This window comes from Sabulicella flocculans (assembly GCF_045449635.1).
GTDB lineage: Bacteria > Pseudomonadota > Alphaproteobacteria > Acetobacterales > Acetobacteraceae > Roseococcus.
In genome coordinates this window covers 285,782-311,842 of the sequence record NZ_JBJJBR010000001.1, presented here as the reverse complement: position 1 = coordinate 311,842, position 26,061 = coordinate 285,782, and the positions used below count along the sequence as shown (strand labels likewise).

The window sequence follows — 26,061 nt, the reverse complement described above, 5'->3', positions numbered from 1 at the left end:
TCCGGCGGGCCGGCGCTCATTCCGCCGCGCGCCGCACCCGCGCCGCGTCCAGCTCCACCTGCTTGACGTCGTAGGCGCGCAGCTCCTCCCACAGGCGCGGCAGGTCCTCCTCGAACAGGCGGCGGGTCACGCCGGCGGCCACGCGGGGCGCGGCGATGCTCATGGCGTTGATGCTGCTGCCCGACGGGCCGAAGCTCATCGTCGCGCCGATGCCGAACAGGTGGATGCGCCGCAGCCAGGGCGTGGCGCCCGGCGCCTTCTCCGTCAGGGAGAAGTCGTCGGCCAGGTAGGGGAAGGCCGCCAGGCGCTCGTTGCGCTCCTCGGGCGGCGGCGCGTGGCGGTCGGCCCAGGCGGCGACGTTGGCGTGGCACAGCGCCAGCTCGGGGCACAGGGCGGGGTCCATCCGCGTGCCGGTGCCGCAGATCAGGAAATCAGCCGCGAAGGGGCCGCCGGGCGTCTCCAGCACCGCGCGCCCGCCTTGCTCGCGCGCGGCGGTCCAGGGGCGGCCGGCGTGCAGCACGAAGTTGGGCCAGCGGATGACGCGGTCGTAGTGGTCCTGCGCGAAGCCCTCGCGCAGGCCCAGGATGTGGCTCATGAAGCGCCAGCGCCAGGCGTCGGGCATCTCGCCGATGTGGCGCAGGAAGCCGGCGAAGGTCAGCCAGCGATAGGGCTGCACCACCATCGGCTCGGCGCGGCGGCAGAACAGGTGCACCTCGGCGGCGCCGTGCTCCAGCGCCACGGCGGCGTTGTCGAATGCGCTGGCCCCGGCGCCCAGCACGGCCACTACCTTGCCGCGCAGCCGGGCAAAGGGGATGTCCTCGCTGGCATGGGCGCGCAGCGGGGCGGGCAGCGCGGCGACGAATTCCGGCATCCACCAGCCGCCGATCCCTTCCTGCCCCGTGGCCAGCACGACGCGGCGCGCCAGCAGCGGGCCGCCGGAGGTCTCGACGCGCAGGCAGTCCAGCCCGTCATCGGTGTGGGCGGGGCCGATGGCGCCGGCCGCCACGCCGTTGCGCACCGGGATGCCGGCGACGCGGCGGAACCACGCCAGGTAGTCGGCCCAAAGCTCCTTGGGAATCCAGCGCATGCGCTCCCAGTCCGCCGTGCCGAAGCTGGCCTCGTGCCAAGCCTGGTAGGTCAGCGAGGGCAGGCGCAGATCCGGCCCGGTCTGGTCCTTCAGCGAGCGCAGGGCGCGCATGCGGCCATAGGTGGTCCAGGGGCCCTCGCGCCCCGGCGCGGCGCGGTCGAGGACCAGCAGGTTGTCCACCTTGTCGCGGCGCAGCGCGTGGGCCACCGCCAGGCCGCATTGCCCGGCGCCGATGACCAGCACGTCCAGCACCGGCTGGCCCTCGCTGCGCCGGGGCTGCAGCCAGGGGGCGCGGGGGTGGGCGGTCAGCTCCAGGTCGCGGGCGACGTCGGCTTCGAGCTCGGCGAGGGTGCGGGGGGCGGGCATGGCGCCTCACCTCGGGGCAATGGGGGCGGGGCGCAAGGGGCGCTCACTCCGCCGCCTCCTCCAGCAGGGCCGCGGCGGCCTGCTCCTCCGCCGCGCCCAGGCCGAAGCGGGCCGCCACGTCGGGGGCGCAGCGCAGCAGGTCCCGGCGCAGGCGCAGCACCGCGAGGTCCTTCGCCTTGGCCTCCACCATCACGTCGAAGACGCGGCCGGGCAGCAGGCGCAGGAAGTGGGCGAACTCGAAGGCGTTCACTAGCTCGGCATGGGCGGTCAGCAACGGGGCCAGCAGGCGGGTTTCCTGGCGGCGCGTGCCCTCCACCTTGCGCTTCACCTCCTTCATCGCGGTGCGCGGGGAGGAGAAGTGGATCTTGGGCCGCACGCCCTCCGGCCAGGAATCGAGGAAGCGCCCCGCCGCCTCCGCGAGGTCCAGGCCGGAGCGGTTGAGGCACCAGTGGTGCTGGTGGTCGAAGATGAGCCGCACGCCGGTGCGCTGGTGCACCCACAGCGCGTCGGCGGCGTCGAAGCGGATGTCGTCGTTCTCCAGCACCAGCCGCGCCTTGACGTGCGCGGGCAGGCGCCGCTCCCAGGTCTCGACCCAGCGGGCGCGGGCGGCGTCGCGGTCGCCATAGGCGCCGCCGAGGTGGATCACCAGCACCGCCTCCGGCCCCTGCCCCATCAGGTCCAGCATCTCGGCCTGGCTCGCGAGGTCGGCGATGGACTTGCCGACCAGCACCGGGTCCGGGCTGTTCAGCACCACGAATTGCGAGGGGTGGAAGGAGAGCCGGATGCCCAGCCGCCGCGCCTTGGCGCCGATGGCCGCGAGGTCCGCCGCGCACTCCGCCACCTGGCCGTGGAACTGCGGCAGGTCCGGGTGGGTGGCGTAGGGCGCGAGGTCGCTGCTCATCCGGTACATGCGGATGTTCAGCCGGTCCAGCGCGTCGAGGATGGCGTCCAGCCCTTCCAGCGAGACGCGCAGGTGCGGGCCGGATTGCCAGCGGCGGGCGTCGTTCGCCTTCAGTGCCGGGTCGGAGAGCAGCTTGACCGGCACGCCCAGCCGCATGGGGGAAGCATCGGGGGTCACGCCGCCATGAAGCGGCGCGCACCCCGCCGGGTTGCTAGCCGCCGCGGTTCACCTGCGCCGCCGCCACCGCCGCCAGGTTGGCGATCCCGCGCGCGGTGACGCTGGGCACCATGATGTGCACCGGCTTGTTCATGCCCAGCAGCATCGGACCCAGCTGCAGCCCGTCGCTGACCGCCTTGACCAGGTTGAAGGCGATGTTGGCGGCGTCGATGCCGGGGAAGGCCAGCAGGTTGGCGGTGCCCTCCAGCCGCGGGTCGGGCACGGCGCGGGCGCGGATGGCCGGCACCAGCGCGGCGTCGGCGTGCATCTCGCCATCCACCTCCAGCCCCGGGTCGGCGGCGCGGATCAAGGCCAGCGCCTGGCGCATCTTGCGCGCCACCGGGGCGCCCGAGGCGCCGAAGGAGGAGTGCGACAGCAGCGCCACCTTGGGCGTGATGCCGAAGCCGCGCACCTGCTCGGCGGCCAGCTTCACCATCTCCGCCACCTGCTCCGCCGTGGGGTCCAGCAGCAGGTGGGTGTCCACGAAGAACAGCGTGCCGCCGGGCAGGATCAGGGCGGACAGCGCATAGGCCCGCCCCACGTCGGCGCGCTTGCCGATGACGTCCAGCACGTGCTCCCAGTGGCGCATCCAGTCGCCGGTGCCGCCGAGGATGGCGGCGTCCGCCTTGCCGGCCTCCAGCAGCAGGGCGGCGGCGATGGTCGGCCGGCTTTCCACCCGGCGCCCGGCGGCGTCGGGGGTGATGCCGCGCCGGCCCACCTTGCCCTGGTACAGCGCGGTGAGCCCGCCGAAGACCTCCGGGTCCTCCGCCGGATGCACCACCTGCACGGAGGTGCCCAGCGCCATGCGCAGGCCCAGCGCCTTCACGCGCGCCTCCACCACCGCGCGGCGGCCGACCAGGATGGGCTCCGCCGTACCCTCGTCCAGCACGGTCTGCACGGCGCGCAGGGTGCGCTCGTCCTCGCCCTCGCCGAAGACGATGCGGGCGGGGCGGCGGCGCGCCAGCTCCTGCACCGGGCGCATCAGGTTGCCCGAGCGGAACACGAAGCGCCGCAGCTCGGCCCGGTAGGCGTCGAAGTCGGCGATGGGGCGCTGCGCCACCCCGCTGTCCATCGCCGCGCGGGCCACCGCGGGCGCGACCTCGAGGATGAGGCGCGGGTCGAAGGGCTTGGGGATGATGTAGTCCGGGCCGAAGAGCGGCGGCGTGCCGCCATAGGCCGCGGCCACCACCTCGCTCGCCTCCACCCGCGCGAGCGCGGCGATGGCCTCGACGGCGGCGACCTTCATCGCCTCGTTGATGGTGGTGGCGCCCGCATCCAGCGCGCCGCGGAAGATGAAGGGGAAGCAGAGGACGTTGTTGACCTGGTTGGGGTAGTCGGTGCGCCCCGTCGCCACGATGGCGTCCGGGCGCGCGGCGCGCACCGCCTCGGGCAGGATCTCCGGCTCGGGGTTGGCCAGGGCCAGCACCAGGGGCCTGGGCGCCAGCTTGTGCAGCCATTCGGCCTTCAGCACGCGCGGGGCGGACAGGCCCAGGAAGACGTCGGCGCCGTCCAGCACCTCCTCCAGCGTGCGGGCCGCGGTGGCTTGCGCGTATTGCGCCTTGTAGGGGTCGGTGTCCGGGCGGCCCTGCCACACCACGCCGGCGATGTCGCAGACCGTCACGTTCTCCCGCTTCAGGCCCATGGCCACCAGCAGGTCCAGGCAGGCCAGGGCGGCGGCGCCGCCGCCGGTGTTCACCAGCTTCGCGTCCTCCAGCCGCTTGCCCTGGATCAGCAGGCCGTTGCGCACCGCGGCGGCGACGATGATGGCGGTGCCGTGCTGGTCGTCGTGGAAGACGGGGATGTTCATCCGCCCGCGCAGGCGCTTCTCGATCTCGAAGCACTCGGGGGCCTTGATGTCCTCCAGGTTGATGGCGCCGAAGGAGGGTTCCAGCGCCGCCACCACCTCCACGAAGCGGTCGGGGTCCTGGGCGTCCACCTCGATGTCAATCGAATCCAGGCCGGCGAACTTCTTGAACAGGACGGCCTTGCCCTCCATCACCGGCTTGGAGGCCAGCGGGCCGATGTTGCCCAGCCCCAGCACGGCGGTGCCGTTGGTGATGACGGCCACCATGTTGCCGCGCGTGGTGTAGTCCCACGCCTTGGCGGGGTCGGCCGCGATCTCGGTGCAGGCGGCGGCGACGCCGGGGCTGTAGGCCAGCGCCAGGTCGCGCTGGGAGGCCATGCGCTTGGTGGGCTCGACCGTCAGCTTCCCGGGCCGCGGCAGGCGGTGGTAGTCGAGGGCGGCGCGGCGGAGGTCTTCGTCCATCGCGGGACAATGCTGCGGCGCGCCCGGCGGGGCAAGCCGCGCGCGGGGTCCTTACGCCGCCAGCGGGAAGCGCAGCCGCGCCTCGGTCCCTGCCGCGTCATGCAGGCTGAACTCCCCGCCCAGTTGCGCGGCGAGCTGGCGCACCACCGTCAGCCCCAGGCTGCGGGACTCCTCCGCCCGGAAGCCGGCGGGCAGGCCGGCGCCGTCGTCATGCACGCGCAGCTCCGCCCGGCCGGCCACCGCCTCCAGCGCCACCAGCAGCGTGCCGGGGCGGCCGCCGCCGGCGAAGCCGTGCTCCAGCGCATTCGCCACCAGCTCCGCCGTCACCAGGGCCAGCGGGATGGCGCGCTCGGCCGGCAGGGAAAGCGGGGCGGCGCGCACCTCCCACCGCACCTCCGCGGCGCCGGCGGCCTCCAGCACGTCCGCCGTCAGGGCATGCAGGAAAGGGGGCATCTCCACCGCCGCCAGGTCGGGGTCGTGCAGTTGCCGGTGGATGCGGGAGACGAGCTGGAGGCGGCGCTGCGCCTCCTCCAGCGCGCGCCGCGCCGCGGGGTCGGTGACGCCGCGGGTCTGGATGGCCAGCAGCGAGGCCATGGTGAGCAGGTTGTTGGAGACGCGGTGCTGCATCTCGGTGAACAGGGCCTGGCGGGATTCCGCCAGGCGGCGGTTGCGCTCCCGCTCCTCCTGCACGCGCTCCAGCGCGCGGGTCATCACGTGGATCAGCAGGATGTCCACCGCGGCGATGGCGGCGAAAAAGCCCAGCGCCACCAGGGAGGCGGCGGTGAAGGTGAAGGAGGCGAAGGGCGGGATGAAGAACCACCAGGCGGCGAGGAAGGAGGCGACGGCTACCGCCGAGCCCGCCTTCACCCCGCACAGGAAGGCGGTGAGGATGACGGCGGGGAAGAAGGTGAGGAAGGGGAAGCCCGGCGGCAGCACCGGGTCCAGCCACAGGCGCAGCCCCAGCGCCAGGACGAAGGCGGCGGTGGCGAAGCCCCAGCGGAAGGCGGCCCGGCGGGGGCGCAGCGCAACCTCGGCCAGGGTTTGGAGCATGGGCAAGAACAGGTGTCTCCCGGAGGGGAACCGGAAGGCCGGTCGCCGCGGAAAGAAAAGGTCGCGCAGCCGGGAAACAAGTTCAACCCTTGGGAGGGTTGCGCGATTTTCCCGGGGCGGTTGGTGCGGCCAAGAAGATTCGAACTTCCACGGGGTTGCCCCCACTAGCACCTCAAGCTAGCGCGTCTACCATTCCGCCATGGCCGCCTGTGCCGTGGTGCCTTAGCGCAGGACCGACATGGGTTCAACCGGCCCCGAATGGCTCATCTCCGAAGGGCTGACGCCCTACCCGGACGCGCTGGCTGCCATGGAGGCGCGGGTGGCCGCCATCCGCGCCGGCGCGGCGGCGGAGCGCGTCTGGCTGGTGGAGCACCCGCCCACCTACACCGCCGGCACCAGCGCCCGGCCCGAGGAACTGCTGGAGACGCGCTTCCCCAGCTTCGCCGCCGGGCGCGGCGGGCAATGGACCTACCACGGCCCCGGCCAGCGCACCGCCTATGTGATGCTCGACCTCCAGCGGCCGCACGGCGCGGTGCCGGCGCGCGACGTGCGCGGCTTCGTGCACGGGCTGGAGGAATGGATGATCCGCGCCCTGTGGCGCTTCAACGTGAAGGGGGAACGCCGCGCGGGCCGGGTGGGCATCTGGGTGGCCGACACCCCGGTGGGCGAGGCCAAGATCGGCGCCATCGGCGTGCGGGTGACGCGCTGGGTGAGCTGGCACGGCATCGCGCTGAACCTGGAGCCGGAGCTGGCGCATTTCGGCGGCATCGTGCCCTGCGGCCTGCCGGAGTTCGGCGTCACCTCCCTGGTCCACCTCGGCATCCCCGCGACGATGGCCGAGCTGGACGCGGCGCTGATGGCGGAATGGCCGGGGGTGTTTGGGTAACCCGTTGGACACTACCGCAAATCCAAACTCTCAGCAAAATTTGGCCGATGAATCCATCTCAAATAAAATTGAAAAAATGGATTCTGTATAAAAACTCTATCTTCATGAAAATCAATAGCTGGATTATCCCGCTCGATGTCTTTCGCAATGCCTACCATTTGCTTGATGGCGGCAGTAACTTCGTGTTTTTGTGGATAGTTTGATTTTAGAATTTCTTCTCGTAACGCAGATCTTATAGTCTCATATGATAACTCTTTCTGCGGTCCCGTCACAGCAATTGCCGCTAAAATAGACTGATAAGTATCACCCTTCGATCCATTCTTAAACGGACGAGGCAATCTGTCTGACCTACTTTGAGGACCTCGTTCTAATTTGCTAAATATAGGAAATCCAACGTCCTGAGCTGCTTTCACAAAAACTGCATTGCAATTAAAATCGTCCTCAAACTTAAATTCCTGGGGGCACGTTGATTTGACTCCCTCATTGTAGCATGCGTCAAAGCAAAAATTTTGTGTTAGCAAAGGGTTTCCAAGAGCTTCATTGGTGAAGCTCACCTTCATGCTTTGTGAAAATCTCACGTTTAGTAAAGGTTCACCTGCCTCCAAAATACGCATTAAGTCACTCGATGTCCATTCTGGTATCTCAATATGCCTGAAGCGACCTTCCATTTCACCTTCAGCATCGACCACCGAAAAAGCGCGATAGGGGACAGAAATCACAATAACCTGTCCACCATCAAATACGTATGGCTTTAGCGCTCTAATCGTATCTTTTCGAGCTTTCTCTTCCATGTAATGGAAATCGTCAATAATAAGGATGATTTTATTATTCTTTAGAAAACTTATGGCTTGCATCTTGGGATTGTTGAAATATTCTATTGTGCTATTTACAGAATTTTGATTGCCAGCCTTTTGATTAATTTCAACATTCCCAATACCCAGGCTAAGGCCGCCTTTGATGCCGGTCTCCTCACTATCCATAGACAATAAATTTTTGTTTTTCTCGAAAGATTCCCCTGCTTGATGTAAAATCTGCGACCAAATATCATCAGAAGTTTGGCATTGGCCGCCATGAACTTTGATTACTTTATTTCCCTCTGTTACTGCGCCTGCCAGGACTGTTTTTCCGCTTTTGCTTTGGCCAGTTATCGCGATAATTGCGAATCCCTTGTCAAGTGCGTGGCGCAGATCAGACTCAAGCTTCAAGTGATCGCGCCGAACATACGTGAGCTTCGGGAAGCCGCCGGCGGTAAAAACCTCCCTAAGCTCATAATTTTTTGGCAGCAGATGATTGGTCGAAGCGGTCATGTAAGTATGGTGACAACTTCCCCACGTTATGTAAACAGGCTTGCCCCTATCGCCCGCGCGCCATGAACACGCGGGAATCGCCGCCGCCCGAGGGGCGCTTGCGGCCGGCATCCCCGCCATGCGGGCGCTGGGGCGCCGGGTGGCGCGGCGCCTCGTTGCGCTGGGCGCGCTTGGCCTGGTCGCCGGCGCGCTGCGGCTTGGGGGCCTGGGCGCGCGGCTGGCGCGGCTGCTCCTGCCGGCCGCGGCCCTCCTGCGGTGGGCGCTGGCCGCGCTGCGGCCGCACCGGGGTGGCGCGGTCGTCCAGCCGGGCGGTCTTGTCGGCGCGGCGGTCCTCCATCGGCACGTTCTGGCGCGTCAGGCGCTCCACCGCGCGCAGCAGCCCCAGCTCATCCGGCGCGACCAGGGCGATGGCCTCGCCCTCCGCCCCCGCGCGGGCCGTGCGGCCGATGCGGTGGACGTAGGTTTCCGGCACCTCCGGCAGGTCGTGCTGGATGACGTGCGTCACCTCCTTCACGTCAATGCCGCGGGCCGCGATGTCGGTGGCCACCAGGATGGGCGCCTTGCCGGTGCGGAACTCCTCCAGCGCGCGCTCGCGCTGGCCCTGGCCCTTGTTGCCGTGGATGGCGTTGGCGGACAGCCCGTCCTGCTCCAGCGCCTTCACGATCTTGTCGGCGCCGTGCTTGGTGCGGGAGAAGATGAGGGTGCGCCCCACCCCCTCGCCGCGCAGGATCTGCGCCAGGGCGGCGCGCTTCAGCCCGCCCTCCAGCAGGATGGCGCGCTGGTTCACCCGCTCCGCCGTGGTGGCCACGGGCGCGACCTCGACGCGCACCGGCTCGCGCAGCATGTCGCGGGCCAGCCTGGCGATGTCCTCGGGCATGGTGGCGCTGAAGAACATGGTCTGCTGGCGCTGCGGCACCGCGGCGACGATCTTGCGGATGGGCGGCAGGAAGCCCTTGTCGAGCATCTGGTCGGCCTCATCCAGCACCAGCACCTCCACGTGGTCCAGCCGCGCGTGGCGGGTGCCCATGTGGTCGATGAGGCGCCCGGGCGTGGCCACCAGCACGTCCACGCCGCGCGCCAGCGCCCGCTGCTGCGGCACGTGGCCGACGCCGCCGAACACGGTCTCGACCGAATAGCCCAGGTGGCGGCCATACTTGCGGAAGCTGTCGGCGATCTGGCTCGCGAGCTCGCGGGTGGGGGAGAGCACCAGCACGCGGCAGCCGCCGCGCGGCGGGCGGCCCGGGGTGTTCTTCAGGCGATGGAGGATGGGCAGGGCGAAGGCGGCGGTCTTGCCGGTGCCGGTCTGGGCGATGCCCAGCACGTCGCGGCCCTGCATGGCCGCCGGGATGGCCTGCGCCTGGATGGGGGTGGGGGTGGCGTGACCGGCCTCCTCCAGCGCCTGCAGCAGCAGGGCGTCGAGGCCGAGGTCAAGGAACTGGGTCATGAATCTTCCATGGGCGGCGGTGCCGCCCCGTGCAGTCTGTCGTGGTGGAGAACCCCGCGTGAGGGGGCGCTTCCGGGCTTGCAGCCTCATGGAGCCGGCAGGGGGATGAAGATCCCCTTCACGCTTCCGGCTCCGGGCGGGCGCGTCGCACCCGCGTGACGCCTTCCATATGCTGCAACGCAGCAGCCAATGCAAGCTCAAAGCGTGGGCAGGCGCGCGAAGCCGGGCTCGGCCGGGTCCTCGGCCAGGGTTTCCTCGATGCTCTCCACCCGCGCGAGCGGCGGGCCGCGGCGGCAGGCCAGCAGCACCGCCTGGATGCCCGGCGTGTCGCCGGCCAGCAGCGCCTCCACCGTGCCGTCGCGCCGGTTGCGCACCCAGCCGGCCAGTCCGTGCGCCCGCGCCACCCCCACCAGCCAGTCGCGGTAGCCCACGCCCTGCACCTGCCCGGCGATGCGGATGCGCCGGGCCATCAGCCGGCCAGCGCCGCCAGCCGCGCCGCCACCGCGAGGTCGGCGGCCACGCGGGCGCGGCGCTCCTCGGCCTCCCAGTCCAGGCCCCAGCGGGCCTCCTGGTGCAGTTCGTCCAGCAGGGACAGGCGGTGCGCCTCCGCCGGGTCCAGCCCCGCGCGCGTCACCGCCAGGCCCAGCACCAACGAGCCGAGCGCGGGCACCAGCACCCCCAGCGCGGCCAGGCCCAGCGGGGGATGCGCCGCCACCGCGCGCTCCAGCGCCGCCAGGGCCGCGGGCGGCTGCGGGGCCGGCATCAGCCCCTCCGTCACCGCCAGCCCCGCGCCGAGCGAATCGCGCGCCCAGCCCAGCCAGGGCGTCCATTCGCGCGCCTGGGCGGCCGCCAGTTCCCCTTCCTCCGCGCGGTAGCACAGCAGGTCGGTCTCGCCGTAGCGCGCCAGGGCGGCCACGGTGGGCGCCGGGTCGGGGGCGATGCGCTCGGCCGCGGTGCCGACCAGCCGGGTCAGCGGCACCTCGTCCCAGCGCATCTCGCCCTGCCGGCCGGCGGCGTCCCACTCGGCGGCCAGGGCCTCGGCCAGCGGGCGGGCGGCGACGGACAGAGTGCCGCCGCCGGGCAGCCGCACCGGCCGGCCGTCCAGGCGCACGGCGAAGGCGCCGCCTTCCTCGCTGACGGCCACGCCGGTCCAGAAACGCTTCATCGCAGCAGCCCCCGCAGGAAGTTCTCCACGTTGCGCGGCGCCTCGCGCAGCGCCTCGGCCGGGCGGGTGGCCGGCACCGGCCCGTCGCGGCCGAAACGCGCGGCGCGCAGGGCGGTGGCGCAGTCGGTCAGCTCCGGCCCCGAGGTGTTGGGCAGGGCACGGTTCAGCCCGGGGATGCGCTCCAGCTGGCCGGACAGGCCGGGCGGCAGCAGGCGGTCCAGCTGGTTGCCGGCCTGCCCGGCGATGGCGTTCTCCAGCAGGCCGCGCGACTCCAGCCGCGGGGCCAGCAACGTGCCCGTCACCGGGATGGGCGCGCGCACGCGGATGCCGGCCACCCGCAGGTCCACCGAGAGGCGGGCGTCCAGCGTCTCGTCGCGCAGGTTCACCGTGCCCTCGCCCGCCGCGCGGCCGGGCGCGCCGTCCAGGAAGAAGGTCTCGGTGCGCGCCACCCCGCGGTCCAGCGCCCAGCGGAACGCCCCGCAGGAGAGCGGCACCGCGCCGCCTGCCCCCGGCACCAGCGTGGCCACGGCGGAGGCCCAGCCGCCTGCGAGCCGCCCTTCCGTGACCGCCAGCCCCAGCCGCCCGGTGGCGGTGGCGGCCAGCGCCCGGGTGGTGGCGCCCTGGCCGCGGATGTCCATGTCCAGGTCGGCGCGGCCCTGCACCGGGCCGCCCTGGGTCAGCGCCGCGAGGTCCAGCCCCTGCCCGCCCCCGGCCAGCTGCAGGGCGGGCGGCGCCGCGGTGGCGTCCGCCGCCATGCGCAGCGACAGCCGGCCGCCGGGGAGCGTCAGCGCGAAGGGGTCCAGCCGCGCCCGCCCGGCCTCGTTCACCAGCCGGCCCTGCACCTGCCGGTAGGTGGCGCCGTTCCAGCGCAGCTCGTCCAGGCTGAAGGTGAGGTCGGCGTCGAAGCCGCGCAGGGGCGCGAGGTCGAGCGGCAGGTCGGGAAGGAGCCGCGCCGGGCCGGGCGTGGCGGCGGGGGGCGGCACGGCCGGGGCGGCGGCGGGCGCGGGCGCGGCGGGCGGGCGCAGCGCCCCCAGGTCCAGCCGGCGCGACTCCAGCCGCCCGCGCAGGGAGGGGCGCGGCGCCCAGCCCAGTTCCAGGTCGCCGCGCGCGTCGCCGGCGGAGGAAGTGACGGACAGCCCCTGCACCCCCGCCGCCGCGTCGCCGCGCCGGGTGACGCGCGCCTGGGCCGCCACGTCGCGCAGCGGCGGCAGGGCGGCCCCCAGCAGCGCGCCCAGCGGCGCCAGCTCCGGCAGCGCCAGCTCCAGCGCCAGCGTGCCGGGCCAGGCGCCGTTGACCGAGGCCCGCCCGCCCAGCGCCTCCGCCCGCAGCGCCAGCGGCGCGGCGCGGCCCTGCGCCAGCGCCAGGGGCACGGCATCGCCGGCCAGGCTGAAGGGCTGGTCGCGGAAGCGGCCGCGCGCCTCCAGCTCCGCCGGGCCATCCCAGGCCGTCATGCGCAGCCGGGCGGCGTCGAGCGCCAGGCCGGGCAGAGGCTCTCCCCCGGCTTCCGCCACCAGCGAGGCCAGCACCGGCGCGCCGCCGCGCCAGCCGCCCTCCGCGCGCAGCGTCACCCCGGTGAGCGGCGGCAGGTCCCGCCCGGCGAGGCGCGACAGCTCGGCCAGGCGCGGCGCCTCGGCGGTCAGGTGGCCGGTCCAGCCGGTGCCGTCCCGGCGCGCCTCGCCGGCCAGGCGCGCGCCCGGCAGGGTGGCGGTGCCGGTGCCGCCGGACAGGTCGCCCCGCGCCTCCACCAGCGCCTCGGCGCCGCGGGCGACCAGCGTGGCGCGCAGGGTGAAGGGCTGGCCGGGTCCGCTGCCGGCCAGCGTGGCGCGCGGGATGGCGACGCGCTCGCCGCCCGCCGTCACCACCCAGTCGCGCAGGGAGACGGCGCGGATGTCCAGCGCCATCGGCTCGCGCGCCGGGCCGGCGGGCGCGGCGGGGCCCGGCGCGGCGGGGCGCGCGAAGGACCAGTTGCCCGCCTCCAGCAGCAGGTCGCCGCCTTGCAGCTCCAGCGCCTTCACCTCGACGCGGCCCGACAGCAGCGGCCACAGCGCCAGCGTCAGCTCGGCGCGGCGCAGCAGCAGCATCTCCGGCCGGCTGCCGCCCTCGACATTGCCCAGGCGCGCGCCCTCCAGCGTCACCGTCGGCGCCAGGGCGGGCAAGAGCGACAGGCGCGCGGCGGCGAAGGGGCGGCCGGTGGCCTGCGTCACCGCCGCCTCCAGCCGGGGCCGCAGCGCGTCGGCGTCGAACAGAGCCAGGAAGGCGCCCAGCGCCAGCAGCGGCAGCCCGACGAGCGCCGCCAGCGCGATGAGGAGGGCGCGCCTCACTTGCGGCGCCGCGGCGGGCGGGGGGCCGGGGCGTCGAAGCCCAGGAAGCGGAAGGTCGCGGCCATGTGCGGCGGCAGGGCGGCCTCCACCTCCAGCGTGCCGCCCTCGGGGTGCGGCAGCACCAGGCGGCGGGCGTGCAGGTGCAGCTGGCCGGACAGCCCCTCCAGGTGGGCGGCCGCGCCGCCATACTTGCCGTCGCCCAGGATGGGCGTCTCCAGCGCCGCCGCACAGTGGACGCGCAGCTGGTGGGTGCGGCCGGTGTGGGGCTTCAGCTCCAGCAGCGCGGCCTTTCGGCGGGCGGCGTCCAGCACGGCGAAGTCGGTGACGGCGCGCTGGCCCTTCGGGTCGGGCGCCATGCGCTCGCCGCGCGGCCCGGGCTCCTTCGACAGGGAAAGGTTCACCTGCCCGCCCTTGTGCTGCGGCTCGCCGGCCACCACCGCCCAGTAGGTCTTCTCCACGTCGCGGCCGCGGAAGGCGGCGGCCAGCGCGGCGGCGGCCGGCTGGGAGCGCGCCAGCACCAGCAGGCCGGAGGTGTCGCGGTCCAGCCGGTGCACCAGCCGCGGGCGCTCGCCCTCGAAGGCCAGGGCGTCCAGCGCGCCATCCAGGTGGCGGGTGATGCCCGGCCCGCCCTGCACCGGCAGCCCGTGCGGCTTGTCCAGCACCAGCACCGCGTCGTCGCGCCACAGCACGCGCGACTGCAGCTCCTGCGCCAGCGCCTCGGGCACGCGGGGCGCGGCCTTGGGCGGCGGCGTGTCGGGCATGGGCGGCACGCGCAGCTCGGCGCCGGCCGGCAGGCGGGTGTTCGCCTCGGCCCGCGCGCCGTCCACGCGGATCTGCCCGGTGCGCAGCATCTTCTGCAGGGCGCCCTGGGTCAGCGCCGGGAAGCGCCGCTTCAGCCAACGGTCCAGGCGCGTGTCGGCCTCGGCCGGGGGGACGGTGAGGGTGGTGACCATGCCCCCCTATAGCGCCAATGCGTCAGTCCCGCACGAAGGCCCAGTCATAGCCCTCCCCGGCCCGGCTGAGCCGCCCGACGGTGGGGCTGGGGAAGTGGATGGGCAGCACCAGCGTTTCCGTGCCCGCCACCTCGGCGAACACGCGGCGGCGGCTGGCGCGCGCGGCCTCGGCGTCCCAGCAGAAGATGGTGGACAGCTCCGGGTCGTGGCACTGCAGCTGGTGGTGGAACAGGTCGCCGGTGATGAGCGCCCGCTGGCCGCCGCGGCGGATGTCCAGGCAGCAATGGCCGGGGGAATGGCCGGGCGTCAGCAGCAGGCGGATGCCGGGCTCGATCTCGAAGCCGTCCTCCACCAGCACGGCCTGGCCGGCCTGCATGATGGGCTCGCAGTTCATCTTCCACACGCCGCCGGCGCCGCCCGGGCGCTCCACGCCCTCCTTCGCCAGCTGCTCCCACGCCTCGTACTCGCCCTTGTGGAACACGTATTTCGCGCGCGGGAAGAACGGCACCCAGCGCCCGTCCTCCAGCCGGGTGTTCCAGCCGGAATGGTCGATGTGCAGGTGGGTGCAGAAGACGAAGTCCACGTCCTCCGGCTTCAGCCCCTCGGCCTCCAGGGCGCGCAGCCAGGGCGTCTTGTCGAAGTCCATGGGCGCGGCGTAGCCCTTGTCCTCGCCGGTGCAGGTGTCCACCAGGATGACGTGGCGCGGCGTGCGCACCACGAAGCTCTGGTAGGTGATGACCATCTTGCCCGATTCCGGGTCCATCACCTCCGGCGCCAGGCGGGCCATGCTGTCCGGGTGGTCCTCGCGCCGGAAGCCGGGGAACATGTCCTCCGGCCGGCGCCAGGGCCCGTCGCGCTCGACGAGGCTGGTGATGGTGACGTCGCCGATGCTGAGCGGCTTCATGATGGCGGTTCCCCCCGGGTTCTGCGGGGCCAGCGTGCAACGCTCACCCGCGCGCGAGAAGCCCCCGCGCCAGCGCATCGAAGGCGGCCACCGGCAGCTCCTCCGCCCGCTTCTCCCCGGCGATGCCGGCGCCGGCCAGCAGCGCCTCCGCCCCGCCCAGCGGCTTCAGCGCGCCGCGCAGCATCTTGCGGCGCTGGCCGAAGGCGGCGGCGGTGACGCGCTCCATCGCCTTGAACAGCGCGGGCGCGGGCTGCTGCGGGTGCGGCTCGATCACCACCACGGCGCTGTGCACCTTGGGTGGCGGCCGGAAGGCGCCTGGCGGCAGGCGCAGTCCGATGGCGCAGCGCGCCACCCATTGCGAGACCACGGCCAGCCGCCCGTAATGCTCTGTGCCGGGCGGCGCGACGATGCGCAGCGCCACCTCCTCCTGGAACATCAGCACCAGCCGCTCCCACGCCGCGCCCTGCGCCAGCCAGCCCAGCAGCAGCGGCGTGCCCACGTTGTAGGGCAGGTTGGCCACCACCATCCGCGGCGCGGGCAGCGCGGCGCCGTCGAAGCGCCGTGCGTCCTGCCGCAGCACCGTGAGGCGGCCGGGATGGGCGGCCTCCAGCTCGGCCAGGGCGGCCAGGGCGCGCTCGTCCAGCTCCACCGCGGTCAGGTGCGCCAGGGGGCGCTCCAGCAGGGCGCGGGTCAGGCCGCCGGGGCCGGGGCCGACCTCCAGCACGTGGCGGCCCGCCAGCTCGCCGGCCAGGGCGGCGACGCGGCGGCACACGCCCTCGTCCAGCAGGAAGTGCTGGCCCAGCGCCTTGCGGGCATCCAGCCCGAAGCGGCGCGGCACCTCGGCCAGCGGGGTGAGGTCAGCCATGGGCGTCCCGCGGCCCGCGCGCCCGGCGGCCGTACCTGGCGCCGGGGGGCGGGAGGACGGGCGCGCGGGGGATGATGCTGCGCGCCGCGGCGCGCCCCATCAGCCGCGCGTCTCGATGATGGCGCGGCGGCGGATCTCGCGCTGCAACTGGCGGGAGATCACCTCCACCCGCTCGCGCAGGATGGTGGCGCGGGCCATGTCCGGGGTGAAGGCGGCCTCGGCCGGCGCGGCCTCGCGCGAGCAGACCATCAGCAGCAGGATGCCGTCGGGCGAGATCACCGGCTGGGAGGGGCGGCCGATGGGCAGGCTGCCCAGCATCTGGCGCAGCGGCGGCGGGTTCAGCGCCTCCAGCCGCAGCGGGCCGGGGTCGGCCGGGCGGTCGCTGGTGCGGGGTTGCGCCTCCATCTGATCGCAGCCGCGCAGGGTGGTGGACAGGCGCTGGGCGCGCTCCAGCGTCTGGCGCTGCTGGTCGGTGGGGTTCTGCGGGTCCAGCCGCTGGGTGAAGGGCAGGAAGATCTGCCGGATGGACACCAGGGTGGAGGCGCGCTCCGGCGCGCCGGCGGTGCGCCGCGCGCGCAGGGTGATGATCTGGAAGCCGCCGGCCACCCGCACCGGGTTGGCGATGGCGCCGGGCGGCATGCGCTCCACCAGCGCCGCCACCTCGGGCTCCATCTGCTCGCGGGTCAGCCAGCCCAGGTCGCCGCCCTGCAGCGCGCTCTGGCTCTGGGAGAACTGGGTGGCCACCATGGCGAAGGGCGAGCCGCGGCGCAGCTGGCCCACCACCTCGTCCACGAAGCGGCGGACCTCGGCCTCGTTGCGCGGGTCGTCCACCGGGATGAAGATCTCGCCCACCAGGAACTCGGGCTGGCCCTGGCGGGCGCGGTGGGCGGCCATGGCGTCGGCCACCTCGGCGTCGCTGATCTCGCCCTGCGGGCCCAGCAGGGCGCGCAGCAGCCGGCCCCAGCCGATCTGGGCGCGCATCTGGTCGTACAGCACCCGCGGCTGCACGCCCGCGGCGCGCAGCTGCTGCGCCAGCGCGCCGCGCGGCAGGCCGTTGCGGCGCTCGATGTCGGCGATGGCCTCGGCCACGTCGTTGTCGCTCACCGGAACGCGGCGGGCCTGGATCTCCTGCAGGCGCAGCTTCTCGTCCACCAGCAGGCGCAGCACCTGGGGCTGCAGCCGCTGCACCGCCTCGGGCGAGACCGGCACGCCGGCGTTGAGCGCGAACAGCCGCGCGCGCGAGGCGACCTCCGCCTGGGTGATGGGATCGCCGTTCACCACGGACACGATGCGGTTGCCCTGCACGGAGCCTTCGGCGGCGCGCGGCGGGGCGCCGCCACCGGGCTGGGCCAGGGCGGGCCGGACCAGGGCGGGCGTCGCCAGCAGGGCGGCGAGGAGGGCGAGGCGAATCATGGGCGGCATCCCAACGCGCGGGTCCGGCGTCAGTTCGTCGGCACCGCGGGCAGGGCCGGCACGGCGGGCGCGGCGGCCGGCGCCGGGGCATCGAGGATGGAGCGGTTCAGCGCCGTGCCGCGGTCCAGCAGCGCCAGCGTCAGCGCCAGCACGAAGAAGGCGGTGCCGAGGATGGCCGTGGTGCGCGTCAGCAGGTTGGCGGTGCCGCGGCCGCTCATCAGCCCGCCCATCCCCTGGGAGGAGCCGATGCCCAGCCCCCCGCCCTCCGAGCGCTGGATCAGGATCACGCCGATCAGCGCGAGGGTGACCAGCAGGAACAGGACGAGGAGGACGGTGGACATGGCCGGCGGGTTCTAGCCCCCGGGGGTGCGCCCGGCAACCGCCGCCTCGGCGATCAGCAGGAAGTCCGCCGCCACCAGCGCCGCGCCGCCCACCAGCGCCCCGTTCACCTCCGGCAGGGCCAGGATGGCCCGCGCGTTGCCCGGCTTGACCGAGCCGCCGTAGAGCAGCCGCACCCCCGGCCCCACCGCCCGGCGCATGGCGGCGTGGATGGCGCGGATGTCGTCCTCCGTCGGGGTGCGGCCGGTGCCGATGGCCCAGACCGGCTCATAGGCCACCACGCCGCCGCGCCCGGCGAAGCCTTCGGGAAGCGAGCCGGCGAGCTGCGCCTCCACCACCGCCTCGGCCTCGCCCGCCAGGCGCTGGGCCTCCGTCTCGCCGACGCACACGATGGGGGTCAGGCCGGCGGCCAGCGCCGCCTCGGCCTTGGCGCGCACCTGGGCGTCCGTCTCGCCGTGGTCGTCCCGGCGCTCGCTGTGGCCCAGGATGACGAAGCTGGCGCCGGCGTCGCGCAGCATGGGGGCCGAGACGTCGCCGGTGTGCGCGCCCTTGGCCTGGGCGTGGCAATCCTGCCCGCCCACCGCCACGGCGGAGCCGCGCAGCCGGTCGGCGACGGCGGCCACGTGCAGGGCGGGCGGGCAGACCAGCAGCCCGGCGCCCGCGACGCCGGCGCGCACGCCGTCGGCCAGGGCCGCGGCCTCGCTCAGGGTGCCGTGCATCTTCCAGTTCCCGGCGATCAGCGGCGTCATGGCGGGCTCCTCCCCTCGGGTTGCGCGGCGGTTCTGTCCAAACGCGCCTCGTTTGGCAAGGAACCGGCGCTGGGCTATGCGGCAGCGCATGATCTCCGCGATGCGCCGCCTGGCCGGGACCTGGTTCGCCAAGGCCCTCTTCGTCCTGCTGATCCTGTCCTTCGCCGTCTGGGGCATCGACGACATGGTCCGCAACATCGGGCGCGACACCGCGGTGGCCCGCGTGGGCGGCGAGGCCATCGAGGCGCAGGAGGCGCAGGAGGCGGCGACGCGGGAGCTGCAGCGCATCACCCGGCAGCTGCAGGGCAGCTTCACCCCCGACGCCCGCATCCGCCGCGCCGTGGCCGAGCAGGCGGTGGATGGCCTGGTGCTGGACCGGGTGCAGCGGCAGGAAGCCGCGCGCATGGGCGTGGCCGTGCCGGACGAGGCGGTGCGCGCCTACGTGTTCCGCATCCCCGGCTTCCAGGGCCCCGACGGCCGCTTCTCGCGCGAGGCGTTCAACGGCTTCCTGCGCAACAACGACCTCAGCGAAGGCCAGTTCCTGAACCTGCTGCGCACCGACCTGGCGCGCCAGCAGCTGGGCGGGGCGGTGCGCGCCGGCGCCGCTGCGCCCGCCGTGCTGGGCGAGCGCCTGCTGGCCTGGCAGCTGGAGCGCCGCACCGCCACCCTGGTGGAGCTGCCCTGGGACGCCGCGCCCGAGCCGCCCGCGCCCACCGAGGCGCAGCTTGCGCGCTTCCACGAGAACGAGGCCGCGCGCTTCTCCACCCCCGAATACCGGGAGGTGGCGGTGGCGGTGCTCAACGCCGCACGGATGATGGCGCAGGTGGAGGTGAGCGAGCGCGAGATCGAGGACAGCTACGCCGCCAACCGCGCCCGCTGGGGCACGCCGGAGCGGCGCGAGGTGTTCCAGGCCATCGTCCCGGCGGAGGACGCGGCGGCGGCCCTGGCGGCGCAGTGGCGCGGCGGCGCCGAGTTCCCGGCCATCGAGGAAGCCGCCCGCGCGGCCGGCGGCGGCGCCACCACCCTGGGCGTGGTCGCGCGCGAGGACCTGCCGCTGCCCGCCCTGGCCGAATCCGCCTTCGCCCTGCCCGCCGGCGGCGTCTCCGCCCCCGTGCGCACGCCCTTCGGCTGGCACGTGCTGCGCGCCGGCGCGGTGACGCCGGGCACCCAGCGCGGGCTGGAGGAGGTGCGGGCCGAGATCCGCGAGGCGCTGGCGGCCGAGAAGGCGGCGGATGAATCCTTCGACCGCGCCAACCGGGTGGAGGACGCCCTGGCCGGCGGCGCCACCGTGGCCGAGGCCGCGCGCCGCTACGACCTCGGCTTCGCCGAGGTGCGCCTGGACGCCCAGGGCAAGGCGCCGGACGGCACGGAGGCGGAGCTTCCGGTGGCCGAGCCGGCGCGCGAGGCCGCCCTGCGCGCCATCTTCGCCGCCGAGCGCGGCGCCGCGCCCCGCTTCGCCGAGGGCCCCTGGGGCTTCATGGCGGTGGAGGTGCGCGACGTGACCCCGCCCGCGCTGATCCCGCTGGAGCAGGTGCGCGCGCAGGTGGAGGAAGCCTGGGTGGCCGCGCAGAAGCGCCGCTTCCAGGAGGAGCGCGCCGCCGCCCTGCTGGCCGCCGCCCGCGCCGGCACCCCGCTGGCCCAGGCCGCCGAGGCCGCGGGGCTGGCGCCGGAGCAGATCGGCCCCTTCGCCCGCCAGCCCGGCGGCGGCAACCCGATGCCGCGCGAGGCGCTGGCCCCGGCCTTCGAGCTTCCGGTCGGCGGCGCCACCATGGTGCAGCTGCCGCGCGCCTTCGCCGTGGTGCAGCTGCTGTCGGTGCAGCGCCCCGAGGCGGCGAGCGAGCCCGAGGCGCTGCGCGCCCTGCGCGCCGAGGTGGCGCGCGGCATGGCCGAGGACCTGGAGGCGCAGTGGCAGGCCGCGCTGCGCCGGCGCGCCGACGTGCGCATCAATCCCCGCCTGGTGCAGCAGATCGCCGGGGAGGACCGCTGATGGACTTCGCCGGCTTCCGCGCCGCCCTGGCCGAGGGCCCGGTGCTGCTGCACCGCGAGCGCGTGGCCGACCTCGACACCCCGGTCGGCGCCTTCCTGAAGCTGTGCGACGGCAAGCCCTTCTCCTTCCTGCTGGAATCGGTGGAGGGCGGCGCCGCCCGCGGTCGCTACTCCGCCATCGGCCTGGCGCCGGACCTCATCTGGCGCGTGCGCGGCGGCGTGGCGGAGGTGAACGCCCAGGCGCTCTCCGCCCCGCACGCGTTCGAGAGGGAGGCGCTGCCGCCGCTGGAGGCGCTGCGCGCGCGCGTCGCCGCGCTGCAGGTGCCGCGCGGCACCGGCCTGCCCTCCATCGCCGCCGGGCTGTTCGGCTACCTGGGCTACGACATGGTGCGCCAGATCGAGCGCCTGCCGGACACCAACCCCGACGTGCTGGGCATCCCCGACGCCGTGCTGATCCGCCCCACCCTGGTGGCGGTGTTCGACCACGTGCGCGACGCCATGACGCTGGTGACCCCGGTGTGGGACGGCCACGACCCCGAGGCGGCGTGGGACCTGGCGCAGCAGCGCCTGGACGACGCCGAGGCCGCGCTGTCCCGCCCCCTGCCCCGCCCGGCGCCGCCCGCCCGCCTGCCGGCCCAGCCCGCCCCCACCAGCAACTTCACCCCCGAGGCCTTCATGGCGGCGGTGGAGCGCGCGCGCGAGTACATCGCCGCCGGCGACGTGTTCCAGGTGGTGCCCTCGCAGCGCTTCTCGGCGCCCTTCGCCCTGCCGCCCTTCGCGCTGTACCGCGCGCTGCGGCGCATCAACCCGGCGCCCTACCTGACCTTCTTCGACTTCGGCGGCTTCGCCTCGGCCAGCGCCTCGCCCGAGATCCTGGTGGGGGTGAGGAACGGGGAGGTGACCATCCGCCCCCTGGCCGGCACCCGCCGCCGCGGCGCCACCCCCGAGGAGGACCAGGCGCTGGAGAAGGAGCTGCTGGCCGACCCCAAGGAGCGCGCCGAGCACCTGATGCTGGTGGACCTCGGCCGCAACGACGTGGGCCGGGTGGCCGCCATCGGCTCGGTGCGGGTGCCGCAGCAATTCGCGGTGGAACGCTATTCCCAGGTGATGCACATCGCCTCGGAGGTGAAGGGGCGGCTGCGGCCGGGGCTGGCGGCGCTGGACGCGCTGGCGGCGGGCTTCCCGGCCGGCACCCTGTCCGGCGCGCCCAAGGTGCGGGCGATGCAGATCATCGAGGAGCTGGAGCCCTCGCGGCGCGGTCTCTACGCCGGCGGGCTGGGGTATTTCGGCGTGGACGGCAACATGGACGTGTGCATCGCCCTGCGCACCGCGCTGGTGAAGGACGGCACGCTGCACGTGCAGGCCGGCGCCGGCGTGGTCGCCGACAGCGACCCCCGTGCCGAGCACGAGGAATGCATCGCCAAGGCGCGCGCCCTGTTCCGCGCCGCCGAGGAAGCGGTGAGGTTCGCCGCCGGCGGCCGCTAGCTTTCCAGGCAAGGCTGGTGCGTGGTTCCGCGGGGAGGCGTCACGCCCCGGGCGCCGCCACCACGCGCTCCAGCAGGCGCTCGGCCACGCGGAAATGCTCCTCCCAGCGCGGGGCCCGCCAGCCGCGCAGGCGCTCCAGCTGCGCCGCCCGCCGCGGGCTGCCCGGCGCGGCGTAGTCCGTGATCGCCCGCGCCCAGCCCGGCCCGTCCAGCGGGTCCAGGAACTCGGGCACGCCCTGCCCCACCTCGCGGAAGGCCGGGATGTCCGATGCGATGGCGGGCACGCCCATGGCCAGCGCCTCGGCCAGCGGGATGCCGTAGCCCTCGATCAGCGAGGGGAACAGCAGCGCCTGGGCGCCGGCCAGCAGCTGCGCCACCTCGGCGTCCGGCAGGCGGCCGCGGTCGCGCACGCGGCCGGCGAAGCCGCCGCGCTCCAGCAGGGCGATGGCCGGGTGCGGCTCCGACGGGCGGCGGCCGATGACCTCCAGCGGGGGGGCATCCGGCGCCTCGGCCCAGCGCCGCCACAGCTCCAGCAGCAGGGCGTGGTTCTTGCGCGGCTCCAGCGAGCCCAGGATGACGAAGGGCGCGTCGGCCTCCGGGCGCGGCGGCCGCGGCGGCGCCGGCAGGTCCAGGCCCAGGTGCGCGACCTCCAGCGGCGGCAGCTTCAGGCCGCGCGCCGCCCCCCAGGCGGCCAGCGCGTCCCGCGTGGCGGCGGAGACGCACAGCGCGCCATGGGCGAAGCGCGCCACGCCCTCCATGCGCCTGGCGTGGCGCTCCGCCTCGCCGGCCGGGAAGCAGTGCGGGTGGCTGATGGGGATGAGGTCGTGCACCAGCGCCGCCACCCGCGCCCCGCGCCGCCGCAGCGAGGCCAGCGGCGCATGGACGTGCAGCGTGGCGCAGGAGACGGTGAGGAACACGCAGTCGCGCCGCGCCGCCAGGATGCGGTTCAGCCGCGCCACCCCCTCGCCCACCGCCTGCCGCGCCATGGCCAGCGCGGGGCGGGCGCGGGTGGCGGCCTCGCGGTGGGCCAGGCCGGGGGCGATGCGCGCCTCCGCCTGCTGGAGGATGTCGCGTGCCAGCCCGTCCGGCAGGGCGGCCAGCCAGCCCCAGGCGTTGCGCATCACGAAGGTGACGTCGCGCGGCGGCAGCTTCCGCCAGTGGCGCGCGTGCGCGAACTCGACGCGGTCGATGCCCGAGGGGGCCAGCAGCCAGGGCTTGGCGACGGTGAGCGAGATGTCCAGCAGCAGGTGCATGCCCCCCCACCCTGCCGGGAAACCGTCCTTGCGGCCAGGGCGGCGGCGGGCCGATGCTGCCCCGATGACCGACGCCCCCGACGCCGCCGCCTGCGCCGCCCTCGCCACGCAGCTGGAGGGGCTGCTGCGGCTGCGCACCCTGCCCATCGGCATGAAGCTGTTCACCGACGCCGCGGGCTTCGACGCCGTGCCGGGGCTGCGCCGCCCGGCGGCGGGCCGGCGCCTGTCCACCTGCCAGCTGGTGACCCAGGCGCGCATCGCCGGCTTCACCCTGGGCATCACCCATGACGACGTGCCCGCCTTCTCCAACTGCGGCGGCGTCATCGGGCTGAACGAACCGTCCGACCTTTACCTGTCCGGCCGCAAGATGGAGGGGGTGTGGTTCGAGAACCGCGCGGCGGCGGCGGCGCACCAGGCGCAGATGCCCCGCGTGGCGCCGGGGCACCACGGGCTGGTGGTCTCCCCGCTGCGCTCGGCGCGGCTGGACCCGCCGGACATCTGCCTGTTCTACGCCAACCCGGCGCAGATGATCCTGTTCATCAACGGCTTGCAGTGGCGCAGCTACCGCCGCTTCGACTTCTCCGTCACCGGGGAATCGGCCTGCGCGGATTCCTGGGGCCGGGCGCTGCGCGACCGCGCGCCCTGCCTGTCGCTGCCCTGCTACGCCGAGCGCCGCTACGGCGGCGTGGCGGATGACGAGCTGCTGATGGCCATGCCGCCGGCCGATCTGCGCGTGGCGGTGGAGGGCCTGCAAGGGCTGTCGAAGGCCGGGCTTCGCTATCCCATCATGCCCTACGGCCCGCAGGCCGACCCGGCGGCGGGGATGGAGCGCAGCTACGCCGGCAAGGCCTGACGGCGGCGCACCGGAAGCCAAGCCTCGTTGCGGCGCAGGGCGGGGATGGTCCAGGGCGGGTCGTGGAACCACGCCCCGCCGGGGCCTGTCGCCTCCCAGGCGGAAGCGGCCAGGGAGGCGGCCAGCCGTGCCTGGGCGTCGGCCACGCGCTCCGGCGACGGGGCACCGGCGAAGCGCAGCACCGCCACCGTTTCCGCCCGGGCTTCCCGCACCAGGATGGCGGGATCCAGCGGGCGGGGCAGCGTCGCCAGGGAATAGCGGGCGGGCATGACGAAGCCGATGCGCCAGCGCCCGCCCTCGCGCGATTGGGACACCGGCGCCGTCATGCCGATGCGCTCGCCGCCCGCCTGGGTGACCGGGGCGGTCATGCCGATGCGCTCGGCGGCCTGGTTGCGGCCGAAGATGTAGGCGGCCAGGGGGCGGAAGCCGGCGTTGCGCGCGGCCACCTCGTCCTCCGCCTCCACCTCCACCTCGGCCAGCAGGCGCGGCCCGAGCTGGCGGACCTCGACGCCGCCGACGCCGTCCAGCACGGTGAAGGCCGGTTCCTCCGTCCCCGAGCGCACCCCCACGGCGGAGCAGGCGGCCAGCAGGGGCAGCAGGAGAAGGCCGCGCCTCAACGCCGCTCGACGCGCAGGGGGATGGGCTGCAGGCGGCCGCGGCTGGGGCGCGGCGTGTCCTCATGGCCCGACAGGGTAATGGCGACCGCCATCTGCACCCCGCCGAAGGTCAGCCCGGCGAAGAACCACAGCAGCGCCAGCGGCACCGGATGCTCGCGCGAGGCGGTGAGCAGCGTACCCAGCCCGGCCGGGTCCGCCAGCACGATGGCGCCGACGAAGCCGGCCGAGATGGCGAAGCCGATGCCGGCGTGGCGGGCCAGGAAGACGAGGAAAGGGGGCATGCGGAACCTCCGGCTGGCCGGAAGATGGCCCCGGCCTCGGTTCATGCAACTCCGGCCGGGTCATTCGGTCACGCGCGGCGGCCCAGCAGCCACCACAGGGCGATGGCGCCGAAAGTGGCGGTGCCGATGCCGCCCAGCGCGAAGCCGCCGAAGCGCAGGGTGAAGTCCCCGGTGCCCAGCACCAGCGGGATGGCGGCGACCATCAGGTTGGCCGGGTCGCTGAAATCCACCTTCGCCTCCACCCAGATGCGCGCCCCCGCGGCGGTGATCAGGCCGAACACCACGATGGACACGCCGCCCATCACCGCCAGCGGCACGGCGCCGATCAGCGCGCCGAACTTGGGGCAGAAGCCCAGCAGGATGGCCGCCAGCGCCGCCACCACGAACAGCAGGGTGGAATACACCCGCGTGGCGGCCATGACGCCGATGTTCTCGGCGTAGGTGGTCACGCCGGTGCCGCCCACGGCGCCGGCCACCACGGTCGCCACGCCGTCGCCGATGAAGGCGGGGCCCACCTGGGCGTCCATGTTGCGCCCGGTCATGGAGGCGACGGCCTTCAGGTGGCCCAGGTTCTCCGCCATCAGCACGATGGCCACCGGGGCGATGAGCGCGATGGCGGAAACGGAGAAGGCGGGCGCCGCGAAGCCCGGCACCCCGAACCACGGCGCGGCGGCGACGCGCGAGAGGTCCAGCGGGGTGCCCCAGCCGGTGACAGCGGCCAGCGCGGCGTAGAGCAGCGTCGCCGCCAGCAGCCCCGCCAGGATCAGCAGGCGCTGCGCCAGCCCGCGCGCCCGCACGGCGACGAGGCCGATGATGACGAAGGTGGCCGCCTGCATCCAGGCGTCGAAGGCGGTGGGCGCCATGTTCTTGATGGGGATGGCGGCGAGGTTGAGGCCGATGACCGCCACCACCGTGCCGGTCACCACCGGGGGCATCAGGCGGTCGATCCAGCCGGTGCCGGCGCGCAGCACCGCCCAGCCGGCCAGGGCATAGACCACCCCGCAGGCGATGATGCCGCCCAGCGCCACGCCGATGTTGGCGTTGGGCCCGGTGCCCGAGTGCCCGGTGGCCGCGATCACCACCCCGATGAAGGCGAAGGAGGAGCCGAGGTAGGACGGCACCCGCCCGCCGGTGCAGAAGAAGAAGATCAGCGTGCCGATGCCGCTCATCAGCACCGCCACGTTGGGGTCGAAGCCCATCAGCAGCGGCGCCAGCACGGTGGCGCCGAACATGGCCACCACGTGCTGCACCCCCAGCAGCAGGGTCTGGCCCCAGGGCAGGCGCTCCTCCGGCAGGACCACGCCGCCGGTGGGCGGACGCACCTCGCGCCAGGACGTGATCATGTGCGGATTCCC

Annotated in this window: 23 protein-coding genes and 1 tRNA gene; 4 read left to right on the top strand and 20 right to left on the bottom strand. The window is 73.9% G+C overall.

Annotation, left to right across the window (positions count from 1 at the left end):
* Nucleotides 1-16 precede the first annotated feature (16 nt).
* The 5 genes from ACI6QG_RS01585 to ACI6QG_RS01565 all read right to left on the bottom strand — a co-directional run bounded on the left by ACI6QG_RS01585 (nucleotide 17) and on the right by ACI6QG_RS01565 (nucleotide 6,093).
* Nucleotides 17-1,453 carry an NAD(P)-binding domain-containing protein gene (locus ACI6QG_RS01585; RefSeq protein ID WP_407022802.1) on the bottom strand — a complete coding sequence of 479 codons (1,437 nt, stop codon included), beginning with the start codon at nucleotides 1,451-1,453 and terminating at the stop codon, nucleotides 17-19.
* A 43-nt stretch (nucleotides 1,454-1,496) separates the two neighbouring features.
* Complete coding sequence (gene uvsE, locus ACI6QG_RS01580) at nucleotides 1,497-2,531, bottom strand: UV DNA damage repair endonuclease UvsE (protein ID WP_407022801.1); 1,035 nt, start codon at nucleotides 2,529-2,531, stop codon at nucleotides 1,497-1,499.
* Between the two features lie 34 nt (nucleotides 2,532-2,565).
* The gene (locus ACI6QG_RS01575; protein WP_407022800.1) at nucleotides 2,566-4,836 is read right to left on the bottom strand and encodes an NADP-dependent malic enzyme; all 2,271 of its coding nucleotides are present in this window, start codon (nucleotides 4,834-4,836) and stop codon (nucleotides 2,566-2,568) included.
* A 51-nt stretch (nucleotides 4,837-4,887) separates the two neighbouring features.
* Nucleotides 4,888-5,886 carry a sensor histidine kinase gene (locus ACI6QG_RS01570; RefSeq protein ID WP_407022799.1) on the bottom strand — a complete coding sequence of 333 codons (999 nt, stop codon included), beginning with the start codon at nucleotides 5,884-5,886 and terminating at the stop codon, nucleotides 4,888-4,890.
* A 121-nt stretch (nucleotides 5,887-6,007) separates the two neighbouring features.
* A tRNA-Leu gene (locus ACI6QG_RS01565) sits at nucleotides 6,008-6,093 on the bottom strand.
* A 31-nt stretch (nucleotides 6,094-6,124) separates the two neighbouring features.
* Between ACI6QG_RS01565 and lipB the strand changes: the two genes are divergently transcribed.
* Nucleotides 6,125-6,772: a lipoyl(octanoyl) transferase LipB gene (lipB, locus tag ACI6QG_RS01560; protein WP_407022798.1), complete on the top strand. Its 648-nt coding sequence runs from the start codon at nucleotides 6,125-6,127 to the stop codon at nucleotides 6,770-6,772.
* 11 nt (nucleotides 6,773-6,783) lie between these two features.
* Here lipB and ACI6QG_RS01555 read toward each other — a convergent pair whose 3' ends face one another.
* The 11 genes from ACI6QG_RS01555 to tpiA all read right to left on the bottom strand — a co-directional run bounded on the left by ACI6QG_RS01555 (nucleotide 6,784) and on the right by tpiA (nucleotide 18,232).
* Nucleotides 6,784-8,079 carry a hypothetical protein gene (locus tag ACI6QG_RS01555; protein ID WP_407022797.1) on the bottom strand — a complete coding sequence of 432 codons (1,296 nt, stop codon included), beginning with the start codon at nucleotides 8,077-8,079 and terminating at the stop codon, nucleotides 6,784-6,786.
* A 46-nt stretch (nucleotides 8,080-8,125) separates the two neighbouring features.
* Nucleotides 8,126-9,523, bottom strand: coding sequence for a DEAD/DEAH box helicase (locus ACI6QG_RS01550; RefSeq protein ID WP_407022796.1), 1,398 nt, complete (start codon nucleotides 9,521-9,523; stop codon nucleotides 8,126-8,128).
* Nucleotides 9,524-9,720: 197 nt separating this feature from the next.
* Nucleotides 9,721-9,993 carry an acylphosphatase gene (locus tag ACI6QG_RS01545; RefSeq protein ID WP_407022795.1) on the bottom strand — a complete coding sequence of 91 codons (273 nt, stop codon included), beginning with the start codon at nucleotides 9,991-9,993 and terminating at the stop codon, nucleotides 9,721-9,723.
* Nucleotides 9,993-10,688, bottom strand: coding sequence for an ATP12 family protein (locus tag ACI6QG_RS01540; protein WP_407022794.1), 696 nt, complete (start codon nucleotides 10,686-10,688; stop codon nucleotides 9,993-9,995). The genes ACI6QG_RS01545 and ACI6QG_RS01540 overlap by 1 nt, the downstream gene beginning before the upstream one ends.
* Complete coding sequence (locus ACI6QG_RS01535; RefSeq protein WP_407022793.1) at nucleotides 10,685-13,009, bottom strand: AsmA family protein; 2,325 nt, start codon at nucleotides 13,007-13,009, stop codon at nucleotides 10,685-10,687. The genes ACI6QG_RS01540 and ACI6QG_RS01535 overlap by 4 nt, the downstream gene beginning before the upstream one ends.
* Nucleotides 13,006-13,962 (bottom strand): RluA family pseudouridine synthase, encoded by a 957-nt coding sequence (locus ACI6QG_RS01530; RefSeq protein WP_407022792.1) that lies wholly within the window; start codon nucleotides 13,960-13,962, stop codon nucleotides 13,006-13,008. Before ACI6QG_RS01530 ends, ACI6QG_RS01535 begins: the two co-directional genes overlap by 4 nt.
* A 22-nt stretch (nucleotides 13,963-13,984) precedes the next feature.
* A complete protein-coding gene (locus tag ACI6QG_RS01525) occupies nucleotides 13,985-14,866 on the bottom strand; it encodes an MBL fold metallo-hydrolase (protein WP_407022791.1) in 882 nt (293 codons plus the stop codon).
* A gap of 43 nt (nucleotides 14,867-14,909) precedes the next feature.
* Nucleotides 14,910-15,731 carry a 16S rRNA (adenine(1518)-N(6)/adenine(1519)-N(6))-dimethyltransferase RsmA gene (gene rsmA, locus ACI6QG_RS01520; RefSeq protein WP_407022790.1) on the bottom strand — a complete coding sequence of 274 codons (822 nt, stop codon included), beginning with the start codon at nucleotides 15,729-15,731 and terminating at the stop codon, nucleotides 14,910-14,912.
* Nucleotides 15,732-15,830: 99 nt separating this feature from the next.
* Nucleotides 15,831-17,144 carry a peptidylprolyl isomerase gene (locus ACI6QG_RS01515; RefSeq protein WP_407022789.1) on the bottom strand — a complete coding sequence of 438 codons (1,314 nt, stop codon included), beginning with the start codon at nucleotides 17,142-17,144 and terminating at the stop codon, nucleotides 15,831-15,833.
* Nucleotides 17,145-17,173: 29 nt separating this feature from the next.
* Complete coding sequence (gene secG, locus ACI6QG_RS01510) at nucleotides 17,174-17,485, bottom strand: preprotein translocase subunit SecG (protein ID WP_407022788.1); 312 nt, start codon at nucleotides 17,483-17,485, stop codon at nucleotides 17,174-17,176.
* Nucleotides 17,486-17,497: 12 nt separating this feature from the next.
* Nucleotides 17,498-18,232: a triose-phosphate isomerase gene (tpiA, locus tag ACI6QG_RS01505; RefSeq protein WP_407022787.1), complete on the bottom strand. Its 735-nt coding sequence runs from the start codon at nucleotides 18,230-18,232 to the stop codon at nucleotides 17,498-17,500.
* Nucleotides 18,233-18,332: 100 nt separating this feature from the next.
* Here tpiA and ACI6QG_RS01500 point away from each other — a divergent pair, with 100 nt between their 5' ends.
* The gene (locus tag ACI6QG_RS01500) at nucleotides 18,333-20,219 is read left to right on the top strand and encodes a peptidylprolyl isomerase (protein WP_407022786.1); all 1,887 of its coding nucleotides are present in this window, start codon (nucleotides 18,333-18,335) and stop codon (nucleotides 20,217-20,219) included.
* Nucleotides 20,219-21,703, top strand: a complete 1,485-nt coding sequence (trpE, locus tag ACI6QG_RS01495) for an anthranilate synthase component I (RefSeq protein ID WP_407022785.1) — start codon at nucleotides 20,219-20,221, stop codon at nucleotides 21,701-21,703. The genes ACI6QG_RS01500 and trpE overlap by 1 nt, the downstream gene beginning before the upstream one ends.
* A gap of 40 nt (nucleotides 21,704-21,743) precedes the next feature.
* Here trpE and ACI6QG_RS01490 read toward each other — a convergent pair whose 3' ends face one another.
* Nucleotides 21,744-22,955: a glycosyltransferase family 4 protein gene (locus tag ACI6QG_RS01490; RefSeq protein WP_407022784.1), complete on the bottom strand. Its 1,212-nt coding sequence runs from the start codon at nucleotides 22,953-22,955 to the stop codon at nucleotides 21,744-21,746.
* Nucleotides 22,956-23,019: 64 nt separating this feature from the next.
* Between ACI6QG_RS01490 and ACI6QG_RS01485 the strand changes: the two genes are divergently transcribed.
* Nucleotides 23,020-23,808 (top strand): DUF169 domain-containing protein, encoded by a 789-nt coding sequence (locus tag ACI6QG_RS01485; protein WP_407022783.1) that lies wholly within the window; start codon nucleotides 23,020-23,022, stop codon nucleotides 23,806-23,808.
* Here ACI6QG_RS01485 and ACI6QG_RS01480 read toward each other — a convergent pair.
* The 3 genes from ACI6QG_RS01480 to ACI6QG_RS01470 form a co-directional block, all read right to left on the bottom strand.
* Nucleotides 23,790-24,425 (bottom strand): SOUL family heme-binding protein, encoded by a 636-nt coding sequence (locus ACI6QG_RS01480; RefSeq protein ID WP_407022782.1) that lies wholly within the window; start codon nucleotides 24,423-24,425, stop codon nucleotides 23,790-23,792. The genes ACI6QG_RS01485 and ACI6QG_RS01480 overlap by 19 nt on opposite strands.
* Nucleotides 24,422-24,706, bottom strand: a complete 285-nt coding sequence (locus tag ACI6QG_RS01475; protein WP_407022781.1) for a hypothetical protein — start codon at nucleotides 24,704-24,706, stop codon at nucleotides 24,422-24,424. Before ACI6QG_RS01475 ends, ACI6QG_RS01480 begins: the two co-directional genes overlap by 4 nt.
* A gap of 68 nt (nucleotides 24,707-24,774) precedes the next feature.
* Complete coding sequence (locus tag ACI6QG_RS01470) at nucleotides 24,775-26,049, bottom strand: solute carrier family 23 protein (protein WP_407022780.1); 1,275 nt, start codon at nucleotides 26,047-26,049, stop codon at nucleotides 24,775-24,777.
* Between the last annotated feature and the right edge of the window lie 12 nt (nucleotides 26,050-26,061).